Origin of the sequence: Candidatus Amarolinea aalborgensis (assembly GCF_900491745.1) — a bacterium.
GTDB classification, from domain to species: domain Bacteria; phylum Chloroflexota; class Anaerolineae; order SSC4; family Amarolineaceae; genus Amarolinea; species Amarolinea aalborgensis.
Genome location: NZ_UETR01000015.1, coordinates 34188 through 48809, shown reverse-complemented (window position 1 = coordinate 48809; position 14622 = coordinate 34188). Strand labels below are relative to the sequence as shown.

Sequence of the window (14622 nt, the reverse complement as noted above, 5' to 3'; positions counted from 1 at the left end):
CGCAACAGCAACCCGGTCGCTCCCTTCGCGGGGAGCGTGGATTGAAACACGCCTTGCGCCAGGTCATTGCACATCCTTGCCGAGGTCGCTCCTTGCCCACGGGGCGTGGATTAGAAAACAAATTCGTCCCTTTTCGCCAATTACGTGAGAAATGGCATTAACCAGGTCGCTCCTTACGGGGGCGTGGTTAAACTCGCCTGATGTCCCAGATGCACCGGGCGTGGTCGCTCCCCTTCGCGGGGGCGTGGATTGAAACTGGCGTCGGTGTGAGAAACGGGGAGCACCGTTGGTCGCTCCTTCGCGGGGGGGCGTGAGTTGAAACGCTACGATCGGTCGACCACGGCCTCTATCAATAGTCGCTCCTTCGCGGGGGCGTGGATTGAAACATCAGGATCGAGATAGACCCAGCTGCTTGACAGTCGCTCCTTAAGGAGCGTGGATTGAAAACACGATATTCGCCAGATCGACGCCCGGCGTTAAAGCGTCGCTCGCTCGCGGGAGCGTGCTGGTTGAAACCTGCGGGTTGCCCGGCGTGCGTCCGCTCCCCAGTCGCTCCCTTCGCGGGGGCGTGGATTGAAAACCTAGGCGCGAGCGACGTGAATGCACCCTCGCAGAAGCGTCGCTCCCTTGCGCGGGGAGCGTGGATGAAACGCTAATGGAATTTCAGTAGTCACTGCCCGTGGGGATAGCGTCGCTCCCTTCGCGGGAGCGTGGATTGAAGCTGGCTGTGGGAGGTACCGTCAGCCTCCAAACGTAACGCTCGCTCCCTTACTTGGGGAGCGTGGTTAAACCGATCCAGAAATAATGGCGACCGACAGCAACGGTCGCTCCCTTACCGCGGGGAGCGTGGATTGAAACTTCCTGTTGGTTTGTCCACTTGCCTCGATTGGTGTGGGTCATCCCGCGGGGAGCGTGGATTAAAACATACCGAACTGATGGCAGCGTTTGCGGCCATCAGTCGCTTCCTGCAGGGGAGCGTGGATTGAAGCCGCAACTGGATCGCCAAAGGACGCCTGACCGCAGCAGTCGCTCGCCGCGGGAGCGTGGATTGGCTGGTAGCCGCCTGTGAATCCGTTTGTCAATCGGTCGCTCCCCTTAGAGCGTGGATTGGCTCATGTACTCGGAATGCCGCGCCCGTCGCGGTGCTGTGTCGCTCGCCGCGGGGGCGTGGATTGAAACCTGCTTTGCCGCCTCGTGTGCTATCTCCTGGGAGGTCGCTCCCTTTACGAGGGCGATGGATTGAAACAATTGCGTAGACACGTCCACAATCGGCTGCCGTGGGTCGCTCCCTTAGCGGGGGGCGTGGATTGAAACCCATTTCGGCGAGATTGGCCCGCCACGTCGCTCCCTTCGCGGGGGCGTGGTTGAAACTCTGAAAGCTGATTACGATCATCTCAAAATATTCGTCGCTCCCGCGGGGGGGGCGATAGTTGAAACACATCCCTGCTGACCGACGCCACAATCCCGCTGAGTCAGCGCTCCTTGCGCGGGAGCGTGGATGTGAAACTACGGCGAGCGGTTCGCTGCTCGCTGGTAGGGAATTATTCCCGCCGCACTTGAAGGGGCGTGGATTGAAACTTTCGAGTTGTTGGATTACCGTCCCCCAACGTGTGTCGCTCCCTTCCTTGAGGGCGTGGATTCTTCCTGGTCGGGGTCAGGGTGGTGTGGCTGTGCGTCGCTCCCCGCGGGGCGTGGATTGTACCGAAGCTGGTAGAGCCTGCCAGGCACGCCATTGAGCGGCTATTATACATGCCAGGGGAGCGTGGTTGACTTTCACCTGTACACCTATATGGGGAATAACGCCACGTCGCTCCCTTGCCGAGATGGCGTGGCTCCATCGTTCGTGCGGATTTCCGCCGCCTGGAGCGTCGCTCCCGCCGCGAAGGAGCGTGGATTGAAACAAGACCCGATTGTGTACGCATACACAGGCCCATACGTCGCTCCCTCCGCAGGGGAGCGTGGGTTGAAACCCATGTAACTGAGGTTAGCGCTAACAACCCGGCAGCCAGGATGGCGTAAAGCCGTCGCTCCCTTGCGCGAGGAGCGTGGATTGAAACTCGCCAGCGGGACTTCCTGGGCTTGCTCGTGGGGTCGCTCCCTTCGCGGGGAGCGTGGATTGAAACCCACTGCTGATTGCTAAATCGCAGGACACGCCAGCGTCGCTCCCTTCGCGGGGAGCGTGGATTGAAACACGGTGGACGGAGAGACGGCGGCAGGGGCGGAAGGTCGCTCCCTTCGCGGGGAGCGTGGATTGAAACTGACCGTATTGCCCCAGGTGCAGGCTTCGCTGATGTCGCTCCCTTCGCGGGGAGCGTGGATTGAAACTGGCAATACCTGTATACCTGCTTCCTGAAAATACCGGTCGCTCCCTTCGCGGGGAGCGTGGATTGAAACACCGCCCGGTTGCCCTCAACGAAAATCCTGGTCGGTCGCTCCCTTCGCGGGGAGCGTGGATTGAAACAAGTTCCGACCAGGATAGTTTGCCAGGGTCAAACGTCGCTCCCTTCGCGGGGAGCGTGGATTGAAACCTTGCCGCGGCCGGCTATCCCGTGGCCGCCATGTGTCGCTCCCTTCGCGGGGAGCGTGGATTGAAACGAGAGGTGAAATCCGGCTACGTCACGTCCGGGATGTCGCTCCCTTCGCGGGGAGCGTGGATTGAAACGCACACCACCTGGACAACGAGTATGTCGCGCGCCAGTCGCTCCCTTCGCGGGGAGCGTGGATTGAAACGATGATCGTCATGCCGCTGGGTCTGTGTTGGAAAGTCGCTCCCTTCGCGGGGAGCGTGGATTGAAACCTCCGTTGAACTGGGCGAACGTCAGTGCGGTGCTGGTCGCTCCCTTCGCGGGGAGCGTGGATTGAAACATACCTGGCAAATATGTCTTTGTCCAGGCGGGCACGTCGCTCCCTTCGCGGGGAGCGTGGATTGAAACCAGATTGCATCGAGGTCGTGGGCGCCGATAGTCGTCGCTCCCTTCGCGGGGAGCGTGGATTGAAACAGCACATTTGCCGTGATTGCTCGCACCGCTGGCAAGTCGCTCCCTTCGCGGGGAGCGTGGATTGAAACCACGCCTCTAGCGTCCCCACGGGCAACGTCACACGTCGCTCCCTTCGCGGGGAGCGTGGATTGAAACGGCATCGAGGCGGCGGAGGGCGTGACCTTCCAGAAGTCGCTCCCTTCGCGGGGAGCGTGGATTGAAACGCCTATACACAAATCCGGCGCCTGTACACTACACGTCGCTCCCTTCGCGGGGAGCGTGGATTGAAACCAATCGCCGCCAGCGCCGCAGCCAGAGTCTCGGCGGTCGCTCCCTTCGCGGGGAGCGTGGATTGAAACGTGTTTGTGACCATCCAGGCGACTACGATGAACGCGTCGCTCCCTTCGCGGGGAGCGTGGATTGAAACGAGGAGCCAGGGGCGCAACTGGGCGGGCGTCATGTCGCTCCCTTCGCGGGGAGCGTGGATTGAAACCCATGTGCAGCGCATTACGTCCCGCGGGGCAGGCGTCGCTCCCTTCGCGGGGAGCGTGGATTGAAACACGCCAGTCTGACCGCCCCCGCCATCGAGCATGGTCGCTCCCTTCGCGGGGAGCGTGGATTGAAACCTGGGCCTGCTTGTCGGCCAGGGCAATGACGCCAGTCGCTCCCTTCGCGGGGAGCGTGGATTGAAACTCTCGCGCGGCGGCGAATCGCCCACCGTAACCGTGGTCGCTCCCTTCGCGGGGAGCGTGGATTGAAACATGGGCAATGCGCAGGCAGACAACGACCCATGGGGTCGCTCCCTTCGCGGGGAGCGTGGATTGAAACCAAATGTAGACGAGTTTTGCTCTGAAACCGGCATGTCGCTCCCTTCGCGGGGAGCGTGGATTGAAACAGTTTACGGTATCGCCGTCGGCGTCGGATGGCTTGTCGCTCCCTTCGCGGGGAGCGTGGATTGAAACCGATGTACTCACCAGGGATGGTCGCAACCGCTGGTCGCTCCCTTCGCGGGGAGCGTGGATTGAAACTTGACGCTTGCTGGCAAGAACACCTGGCACCCAGGTCGCTCCCTTCGCGGGGAGCGTGGATTGAAACACCCAACTGCGCAAGGATAGCTCAGACAGCCGCCGTCGCTCCCTTCGCGGGGAGCGTGGATTGAAACCCGCCGTGGGAGTCCGCCGTTTGACTCCCACGGAGGTCGCTCCCTTCGCGGGGAGCGTGGATTGAAACCCCACCCTCCCCGTCACCCGTGCCAACAACACAGGTCGCTCCCTTCGCGGGGAGCGTGGATTGAAACTTCCAAGTGCCCGAGAATACAAAAGCGCCTGGAGGTCGCTCCCTTCGCGGGGAGCGTGGATTGAAACGATGCGATCACACACCGCCATGACAAAGGCATCATGTCGCTCCCTTCGCGGGGAGCGTGGATTGAAACGTCGCCTGGTGCGACCGGCAAGAAGAACCGCTGGTCGCTCCCTTCGCGGGGAGCGTGGATTGAAACGCGGTGCGTGCCGTGGGTGCGCTTGATGCCCTGGTCGCTCCCTTCGCGGGGAGCGTGGATTGAAACACCAACTCAGCCACAGCCGCGCGGCTGTTTTTGGTAATATAAAGTAAGGCCACCTGGCTGAGAAATGGCAGTCGAAATCTGGGCCACCAGAGAAATTCCGCTATCATAAGGGGGAGGCGAAAAGCCGACGAGACCATGGTAGCGGAGGGAAGGATGAAGACGGTGGAAGATTATGCCCAGATTCGGGATGCCTATTTCAATCAACACAAGAGCATTCGTGAGATTGCTCGCGAACTGAAACACGGGCGCGACACGATTGCGAAAGCGCTGGACCTGGCCGAGCCGGAGCCGTACCAGCGGGCAGTTCAACGAGCGGATCCGGTGCTGGGGCCTTACAAGGCAAAGATTGACGAACTTCTGGCCGAGAATGAAGGACTGCCGCGTAAGCAGCGGTACACGGGGCAGAAGATTTATGAAATGGTCCACGAGCAAGGCTACCGGGGGAGCGATTCGGGCGTGCGTCACTACGTAGCGCAATGCCGTGAGGCACAGCGGAAGCCGGCGGTTTACCTGCCGCTGGCGTTCGATCCGGGTCGCGAAGCTCAAGTGGACTGGGGAGATGCGACGGTCATCATGGCTGGCGTACGGATGGTCGTACAGTTGTTCCTGATGTGGCTCAACTTTTCCCACCGGCTGTTCGTGTGCGCTTATCCGACGCAAAAGCAAGAGAGTTTCTTGGACGGTCATGTGCAGGCTTTCCGATTCTTTGGCGGCGTACCGCACCGAGTCAGCTACGACAATCTCAAAACGGCCGTGTTTGAGATTCTGCAAGGGCATCGTCGCATCGAGCAGCGTACGTTTGTGGCGTTTCGCAGCCATTATCTCTTCGAGAGTCACTTCTGCACCCCTGCGCAGGGCCACGAAAAGGGAGGTGTCGAACATAACGTCGGGTTTAGTCGGCGCAACTTTCTGGTTCCCATCCCCCACGTGGCCTCGTTCAGCGAACTGAACGCCTATTTGCTGGACAAGTGCCGCACCAACGACCTGCGCCAGGTGAAAGGCGAGCCAACCACGATCGGCGAGGCATGGGAGCAGGAGCGAACCCATCTGCGCCCACTGCCCGTGCGAGACTATGCGTGCTGTGTGACGGCGCCGGTGACACTGACCCCGTACAGCCAGGTGATCTTCGAAACCAATCGCTACTCGGTGCCCGTGGACCAGGCACAGCGCAAACTGGTGGTCAGAGCGTATCCATTTCGGATCGAGATCATGCATCACGACAAAGTGATCGCCAACCATGCCCGCTCTTACGCACGCGAGCAGGACATTTTCGACCCCCTGCACTATCTGCCCCTGCTGGTGCAACGTCCCGGCGCCTTCGAGCACGCCAAACCCTTACGCCAGTGGCGGGCGACATGGCCGGCGGCGTACGAGCAACTGTTGAACAAGATGCAACAGCAGTGGCCCGAGGGTCGCGGGATACGCGAATTTGTTCAGATCCTGCAACTGCATCGGGATCATCCGGCCGACCTGATCGAACAGGCGGTAAGCCAGGCCTTGCTCCACAACTGTGTCCATGTCGAGGGAGTGAAGTTATGCCTGCACCAGATACTGCATCCAGATACGCCACCCCCCACGCTCGAATTGACCGAGCAGTCCGGCTTACGGGAGATCGGCACCCAACCCGTGAACTTGCAACATTACAACCAGTTGCTGTCCGGAGGGAAGTGATGGAATCGCTCTTGCTTTTGGAAAGCTACCTCAAACAGTTGCATCTCCCCACCTTCGTGCGCAATTATCGCCCATTTGCTGAGGATGGCGCCCGTAACAACCTCAGTTACGATCGCTTCCTCCTCGCCCTGGCCGAACAGGAAGTGAACGAACGCGAACGTAAACGTGAAATCATGCGCATCAAGGAAGCACGCTTTCCTGTGCTGAAAGAACTGGCCGATTTCGATTTCAGTTGCGTCCCCCAACTGAACAAGCAGCAGGTGCTCGCCTTAGCTCAGGGACACTACATCCGCCAGGCCGAACCCATTCTGCTCGTGGGCAATCCGGGCTTAGGGAAGACACACGTTGCCTCGGCACTTGCGCTCACCGCATGTCGCCAGGGATACAAGGTTCGCTTCTACAACGCCGCCGGCCTGGTTAATGAACTGATTGAAGCTCAGGATCAGCATCGCTTGGCCAAGTTCCTAACCGCAGCCAAGAAATGCCACCTGATCGTCCTGGACGAGTTAGGCTTCATTCCCTTTTCTGACATCGGCGCCCAGTTGATTTTCCAATTCTGTTCCGCCTTGCATGAAAAAGTGGCGCTCATTGTCACCACCAACCTGCACTTTGCCGACTGGACACAGGTCTTCGGCAATGAACGACTGACCAGCGCACTCCTCGATCGGCTCACCCATCGGGCCCACATCCTGGAATTTCTTGGTGAGTCATATCGCTTTCGTCAGCGCATGCAGCATGTCACCAGCTCTGTATCACCGTCCCAACCATGATTCTCTCGCCATACAGATCCATCAGGAGGTTTGACACAACAACTTCATTCACTTTTCACCCCCTTGTCGCTCTGGCTCAGGACTCAGAAAGCAGGGCTGCCTCCTGCTCGCCGTCGCCATCTAGCCCCCAGTCTAGCACCGTCCGCCACCCCGTCAATGGTCGAGATGAACCGGTTTGGGAATCCGGCCAACAGCAGGCCGGATTCCCAAACCGGCCATTGACGGGGTAGCCAGGAACGGCGCTAATCCTGAAGCTGCGATGGCGACGGACGAAGGAAGCAGGGCCAGCCCTACGCCTGTTGTCATCCCACCCTCCCGGCTTTTTGGGTTCCCAAAATCACGGGTGGCCCTGTTTTACATTGCCAAATGGCCTTGATTTTCATTGCCAAACGGCCCTGATTTTGATTGCCAAGCTGAAAACGGGGTGACCTCGCTGGCCCTGTTTTTCATTGCCAAGTGGCCCAGGTTTCATTTGCCAAAAACAGAGGTTGATGGCCTCGTGTCGCTCCCTTCGCGGGGAGCGTGGATTGAAACCCGTCACCGCCTCTGCGGCGCGCGAGCTGGGCGGTCGCTCCCTTCGCGGGGAGCGTGGATTGAAACCAGGCTGACATGCGGTTCTTGTTGGCGCCGGCGTGTCGCTCCCTTCGCGGGGAGCGTGGATTGAAACTTCCCCAACTTGTGTTCCGTCTCCAGGTGGGCCAGGTCGCTCCCTTCGCGGGGAGCGTGGATTGAAACCTCCGACCTGGTCAGGCTGGCAAGCAAAGCGCGCGGTCGCTCCCTTCGCGGGGAGCGTGGATTGAAACTGTTGCGGTGTAATAGAGTTTGCCACGGCGTAAGGTCGCTCCCTTCGCGGGGAGCGTGGATTGAAACCCGCGAAAGGACAAGGTATGTTGCAACCGGGCTAGTCGCTCCCTTCGCGGGGAGCGTGGATTGAAACCGCACAATCGCCTGATATTCTCCGGCCTCTAACGTCGCTCCCTTCGCGGGGAGCGTGGATTGAAACGTCAACTGGTGCGACCGGCACGGCCTGCCCTCGTTGGTCGCTCCCTTCGCGGGGAGCGTGGATTGAAACATGGCGAACGCGCCATGGTGCACGACGGGGTACGGTCGCTCCCTTCGCGGGGAGCGTGGATTGAAACAACCACCTCTACTACCGGGTGACGATCCATTTCTGTCGCTCCCTTCGCGGGGAGCGTGGATTGAAACGTCCGAGGAAGTCACCACCGCTGCCAATCGCCCCGTCGCTCCCTTCGCGGGGAGCGTGGATTGAAACGTGACCCGCGGGAACAGGTCATCAATCGCCTGGCGTCGCTCCCTTCGCGGGGAGCGTGGATTGAAACCTCATGGCCCACCCTCGCTTTGCACTCGCAAAGTCGCTCCCTTCGCGGGGAGCGTGGATTGAAACACGTAGCAGGTCGGCTAGATCAATCATCTGCGTCGTCGCTCCCTTCGCGGGGAGCGTGGATTGAAACCATCGGAAGCTGTGCTCCCAAGCGGTGAGCGAGGTCGCTCCCTTCGCGGGGAGCGTGGATTGAAACAACCATTCCGCTGGACGGCACGGCCGTCTCAAAGTCGCTCCCTTCGCGGGGAGCGTGGATTGAAACATCTTGGGCGCGGGGCGCACAGTGATCTGGCTGGTCGCTCCCTTCGCGGGGAGCGTGGATTGAAACCCGCCGTCGCCATGTCGCCTACTGGCACAACCTGTCGCTCCCTTCGCGGGGAGCGTGGATTGAAACTCGAAGCCATTGGAAGTTTGCGGCCTTGTAGATGTCGCTCCCTTCGCGGGGAGCGTGGATTGAAACTGCTCGCCCAACTTGTCGAACTTCTGCCACTTGGTCGCTCCCTTCGCGGGGAGCGTGGATTGAAACTTGATTCATGGCGGCAGTTTGGGCAAGTCCAGGTCGCTCCCTTCGCGGGGAGCGTGGATTGAAACAGATTCGTTACCTTCCACATCAACAAACACGAGGTCGCTCCCTTCGCGGGGAGCGTGGATTGAAACTACCGCATCTGGGCAGGGGCGGCTGACAATGACGTCGCTCCCTTCGCGGGGAGCGTGGATTGAAACCATCGAGTAATCCTTTCGTGCCTATCCCCGCGCCCGTCGCTCCCTTCGCGGGGAGCGTGGATTGAAACGTCTTTGGTGTAGGGGGTGGGTTGGTCGCGGTGGTCGCTCCCTTCGCGGGGAGCGTGGATTGAAACACGCGTCGCCTGCTCGGCGGCCCACGCAGCGGAGTCGCTCCCTTCGCGGGGAGCGTGGATTGAAACCCCGCTCACTATGCAGGCCGCCACGCAGAACACGTCGCTCCCTTCGCGGGGAGCGTGGATTGAAACTGCTCACGGGCCGCAAACAGCGCCCGCTCGTAGAGTCGCTCCCTTCGCGGGGAGCGTGGATTGAAACGCGCGCAGCTGGGCCTGCGTCTGCTTGTCAAGTCGCTCCCTTCGCGGGGAGCGTGGATTGAAACCGACTGACGATCTGCATATCGCGCTCCATCTGCAGGTCGCTCCCTTCGCGGGGAGCGTGGATTGAAACTTCCAAAACGAGCCGCGCCTGCCTCCTCCAAACAGGTCGCTCCCTTCGCGGGGAGCGTGGATTGAAACCGGTTCGGCGGGCGGCAGTACAGGGATGATCGCGTCGCTCCCTTCGCGGGGAGCGTGGATTGAAACGGTTTGGATGTCGGACGCTATCAGGATTTGGTCACGTCGCTCCCTTCGCGGGGAGCGTGGATTGAAACAATCTGCGGCTGCCGGCGACGGGGAGCGGGCGGGTCGCTCCCTTCGCGGGGAGCGTGGATTGAAACTGAACTACGTGCGGGATCATCTGCCGGAATGGATGTCGCTCCCTTCGCGGGGAGCGTGGATTGAAACCTGCCTGCACTGCCGCGCCGCCGTCACTCCCGACGTCGCTCCCTTCGCGGGGAGCGTGGATTGAAACGCCGATGGGATGGGCGACATCATGGATGTGGTGGGTCGCTCCCTTCGCGGGGAGCGTGGATTGAAACCCGTACATCCTGCATAGTCTGCCAGCGTCCCTGGTCGCTCCCTTCGCGGGGAGCGTGGATTGAAACGCACGCGCATCAAACAACGATTACATGATTTGTAGTCGCTCCCTTCGCGGGGAGCGTGGATTGAAACTGCAATCGCCGCAGTGAGACGCGGCCGGCAAAGGTCGCTCCCTTCGCGGGGAGCGTGGATTGAAACACAACTACGTGCTGGGCTGTACACTGGTATAGCCCGTCGCTCCCTTCGCGGGGAGCGTGGATTGAAACTCAAAGTCAATAGACACATCGACGCGCGGCCATCGTCGCTCCCTTCGCGGGGAGCGTGGATTGAAACTTGCAAAATCCCGCCGTCGGGCCGAGCTTCGTCGGGTCGCTCCCTTCGCGGGGAGCGTGGATTGAAACTCCAAATTGGGCGTAGGGCAAGACCGTGTGCGCGGTCGCTCCCTTCGCGGGGAGCGTGGATTGAAACTCTGGCGTCAAGCTGGCAATCGTGGCCAGCATAGTCGCTCCCTTCGCGGGGAGCGTGGATTGAAACGACGCCATGACGCGGGCTGAATCAGTCAGGGACGTCGCTCCCTTCGCGGGGAGCGTGGATTGAAACACCGTCTATAGTGCCAGTGCCAATGAGTGCCAAGTCGCTCCCTTCGCGGGGAGCGTGGATTGAAACAAGGTTGACACTAGCACCCAGTCACGCATGATCGTCGCTCCCTTCGCGGGGAGCGTGGATTGAAACAGGTTGGGACGGTTGAAAGTCTGCGCAATGGAATGTCGCTCCCTTCGCGGGGAGCGTGGATTGAAACAAGGTCAAGTACGCCAGCGGAACAGTCAAGACAGGTCGCTCCCTTCGCGGGGAGCGTGGATTGAAACACGCTTAACGGCTCCGCTAATGCAGGCGAAAGTGGTCGCTCCCTTCGCGGGGAGCGTGGATTGAAACGTCGCCGCGCTCGATGGCCTTGACGGCCTGCGAGGTCGCTCCCTTCGCGGGGAGCGTGGATTGAAACATACGCCTTGTCGCTCAGTTTGCCTGGATGCTGGTCGCTCCCTTCGCGGGGAGCGTGGATTGAAACCCATGCGACATGACTATTATGCCACAAGGCATCGTCGCTCCCTTCGCGGGGAGCGTGGATTGAAACATGTGAGGGACGATAAGGGCCGCTTTTATATGGGCGTCGCTCCCTTCGCGGGGAGCGTGGATTGAAACGCCCTCTGCCTGGCTGGCGCATTCCTGGCCTGGGTCGCTCCCTTCGCGGGGAGCGTGGATTGAAACTGCCCATCCTGCCGCGCCACCGACCGCCGCCGCATCGCTCCCTTCGCGGGGAGCGTGGATTGAAACTGACCGGGCCAATCGGCGAACGCCTGGCTGCCCAGTCGCTCCCTTCGCGGGGAGCGTGGATTGAAACATGTAAAGCTCAGACACGCCCCGTCGCCTGGCCTCGTCGCTCCCTTCGCGGGGAGCGTGGATTGAAACCCTGCCAACATATCAATGATCCATCCGGGCAGAGTCGCTCCCTTCGCGGGGAGCGTGGATTGAAACTCCCAGGCCACCCCAAGCCCATCAATCTCCGTTGTCGCTCCCTTCGCGGGGAGCGTGGATTGAAACCCCACAGCGGCAGCGTCACCGTCAATCCACGCTGGTCTGTTTTTGGCAAATGAAACCTGGGCCACTTGGCAATGAAAAACAGGGCCAGCAAGGTCACCCCGTTTTCAGCTTGGCAATCAAAATCAGGGCCGTTTGGCAATGAAGATCAAGGCCATTTGACAATCGAAAATGAGGCCAGCCCAGGGTTTCAGGAGTGTGGATTGATCAGAAGATAGATCAAGGTGTTGAGGTTGGCAATCGCCTGGCCGTTGCGAATGTGCGGTCGTTCGATGCCCAAAGGACGGCCTCCAACCCCACCTCAACCAGTCTCAAGCGCCGCAGGCAGCGATAGCGTGAAGGTCGTTCCTTGCCCACTGGCACTGGCTACCTCAATCGTTCCGCCATGCACGGTGATCAACTGTCGCGCAATCGCCAGCCCCAACCCCGCGCCGCCGCCACGGCGACTGCGGCTTTTGTCTCCACGATAGAAGCGGTCGAAGACGTGCGGCAGATCGCTGGCCGCAATGCCCGTACCACTATCGGTCACCTGGAGACGAACTTGTCCCGATTGCGCCTCCACGCGCACGGTGATCAAGCCCCCAGCAGGGGTATGGCGCAGCGCGTTGCTCAGCAGGTTGCGCAGCACTTGGGCCAGGCGATCGGCGTCTCCGATCACCACGGGCGCCGCGGCGTTGGCCGCCAACTCCAGGCTGACATCGGCCGCCTCAGCTGCGGGGCCGAATTGATTGAGCGTGGCGCGCGCCAGTTCAACCAAGTTGACCGGCCGTCTCTCCACACGTAGTTGGCCCGCATCCGCAAGAGTCAAGTCGTGCTTCCCCGTCTGCTGACATTTTCGTCCACGGCTGCGGCCCCGAGCAGGGGCGGCTCTCCTGAAAATGCCACGAATGGGAAGCGCCCGCACCCTGAGGTACGGGCCTTCTCGATCACGTGCTGATGATTAGACCTGCGCGTGGTGCGGCGTTCGCATCCTCATGCGGACGCCGCACCCACTAACCAAGGGGCGCTTAACGGTTGGCGTTGCGGCCGCCGCGAAAGCCGCCCATGCCAGACCGACCCTGACCCCGGTTCGCCGCAGGGCCTACGCTCGTGCGCTCGACCATGGTCACAACCTGCGTCTCCATATGCGCACTGATGGCGTCTGCTTGGGCCTGCGTCAGCTTGCCATCCGCAACCAGGCTGGCCAGGTCAGCCCGCTTGGCAGCGAGAATGGTCGCAACCAGGGTCTCTTTGCTGATCCCCTGACCGGCGGCGATCTGCACCAGCGACTTGCCGGCGAGGCGCTCGGCCTGGATCTGCGCCGTGGTCATGTCGAGCAGCGTGGCTACCTCTTCCGGCTGCCCGGCCCAGGCAGGCGCGCCGGCGCCCATCATCCCACCGCTCCCGGCGCTGCCGGTCGTCAGACCCGTGCCCGGCGCATGGATGCCGCGACCTGGGCCAAAGCCCTGAGCGGATGTCGTCAGCGGCCCTGCGGCCAGCGCCATGCCCGCCAGCAGCGTTGTCAGCGCGCCAACCAGTATCATTATCACGATAAACCGTTTCATGTTATTTTCCTCCGTAACCTGTGTTGAATTGGTGATCTCGCTTGCAATAGGTTTGCTTGCTTGTCTCTAGGATGCCATCGAGTTGTGAAGTTGGCGTGAATGAGCGATGCGCCTGTTGTGAATCCCCCGCCTGCAAAGCATTTGGTTGCCCGCCCGATTGATGCTATACTTTCAGTTCGGTGTCCCCACGCACCCGGCCGCGGTTTTCGCGGACACGCGCGATCTTGCCAACGGACTATTCACCTTGAACGAACCATCACAACCGACGTACTCATGGCGCTCGCGCGAAATGCTCAGCGGGCTGTTCATGTTCACGGCGCTCTTGGTCCTGGCCTTTGCAGCCGGCTTTGGCGCACATTGGCTGCTGACGCGCGCGCCCCTGCCCACCAACCAGCCGCAGGCCTCAATGACGCTCATCAGCGACGCGCAACGCCTGCTGCATGACAATTTCTTGGGCAGTCAACCAGACGAGGCCACCCAGACCTATGGCGCGGTGCGCGGCCTGGTGCAAACCTATCAGGACCCCTACACCGTCTTCATTGAGCCGCAGCCCCGTGCACGCGAAAGGGATCAACTGCGCGGGCGCTTCGGCGGCATCGGCGCGACCATCAACGTCAGCACGACCGGCCAGATCTTTCTCGTTCCCATGCCCGGCCGGCCGGCCGAAAGGGCCGGCATCCAAGCCAATGACGAGCTGCTCGCCGTGGATGGCAAGAGCGTCAGCGGCAAGAACCGCGACGAGGTGGTGGATATGGTGCGCGGCGAGGTTGGTTCGAAAGTGACGGTGCGCATCGGCCGCGCCGGGGCCGCGGCGCCCTTGGACATCGTCGTAACGCGTGAGGAGATCGAGAATCCGTCGGTCGAATGGCGCCTGCTGGAGAACGACCCCCGCACCGGCTATGTGGCGCTGCACATTTTCGGCGAGCGCAGCGCGCAGGAGCTGAAAGAGGCAATCAAGGACCTCCGCCGGCAAGGCGCACAGCGGCTGATCCTGGATCTGCGCCACAACCCAGGCGGCCTGCTGGAGACGGCGGTAGATGTCGCGAGCCAGTTCCTGGCCAGCGGCCGCGTGCTGACCGAACAGCGTGCGGACAGTCAGAAGGACTATGACGTGCGCGGCGATGGCGTGGCGCGTGACCTGCCGTTGGTCGTGTTGACTGACGAAGGCACGGCCAGCGCGGCTGAAATTGTAGCCGGCGCGCTGCAAGACGCCAAACGCGCGCCGATCATCGGCGGCAAGACTTTTGGCAAAGGCTCGGTGCAGCTCGTTTTCGATCTGCGCGACGGCTCATCGCTGCACGTCACCACCGCACGCTGGTTCACGCCGGCCCATCAACAGATTGATGGCAAAGGCCTGACGCCTGATGTACCCGTGGCCGCAGGCGGCGACGGCGACGATCCCGTGTTGGCGGCTGCCCTCGCCTGGTTTGACAAACCGTGACGATCGTGCGGAATGAACCACGGAACACACGGAATACACGGTTGGAAAGATAGGGAAT

At 61.2% G+C, this 14622-nt stretch carries 5 protein-coding genes and 2 CRISPR repeat arrays; of the genes, 3 read left to right on the top strand and 2 right to left on the bottom strand.

The window, feature by feature from the left end:
- Positions 1 to 2090: 2090 nt before the first annotated feature.
- Positions 2091 to 4542: a CRISPR direct-repeat array (repeat unit 33 nt; unit sequence GTCGCTCCCTTCGCGGGGAGCGTGGATTGAAAC).
- A gap of 153 nt (positions 4543 to 4695) precedes the next feature.
- Positions 4696 to 6213: an IS21 family transposase gene (gene istA / locus ACPQ6D_RS16720; protein ID WP_423222873.1), complete on the top strand. Its 1518-nt coding sequence runs from the start codon at positions 4696 to 4698 to the stop codon at positions 6211 to 6213.
- A complete protein-coding gene (gene istB, locus ACPQ6D_RS16715; RefSeq protein ID WP_423222872.1) occupies positions 6213 to 6983 on the top strand; it encodes an IS21-like element helper ATPase IstB in 771 nt (256 codons plus the stop codon). The genes istA and istB overlap by 1 nt, the downstream gene beginning before the upstream one ends.
- A 501-nt stretch (positions 6984 to 7484) precedes the next feature.
- Positions 7485 to 11582: a CRISPR direct-repeat array (repeat unit 33 nt; unit sequence GTCGCTCCCTTCGCGGGGAGCGTGGATTGAAAC).
- 298 nt (positions 11583 to 11880) lie between these two features.
- Here the strand turns inward: istB and ACPQ6D_RS16710 are convergent.
- Positions 11881 to 12387 carry a sensor histidine kinase gene (locus ACPQ6D_RS16710; RefSeq protein ID WP_423225489.1) on the bottom strand — a complete coding sequence of 169 codons (507 nt, stop codon included), beginning with the start codon at positions 12385 to 12387 and terminating at the stop codon, positions 11881 to 11883.
- 199 nt (positions 12388 to 12586) lie between these two features.
- Positions 12587 to 13123 (bottom strand): hypothetical protein, encoded by a 537-nt coding sequence (locus tag ACPQ6D_RS16705; protein WP_423225488.1) that lies wholly within the window; start codon positions 13121 to 13123, stop codon positions 12587 to 12589.
- A gap of 244 nt (positions 13124 to 13367) precedes the next feature.
- Between ACPQ6D_RS16705 and ACPQ6D_RS16700 the strand changes: the two genes are divergently transcribed.
- On the top strand, positions 13368 to 14564 hold the full coding sequence (locus tag ACPQ6D_RS16700) for a S41 family peptidase (protein ID WP_423225487.1): 1197 nt from the start codon (positions 13368 to 13370) through the stop codon (positions 14562 to 14564).
- Positions 14565 to 14622: the final 58 nt, after the last annotated feature.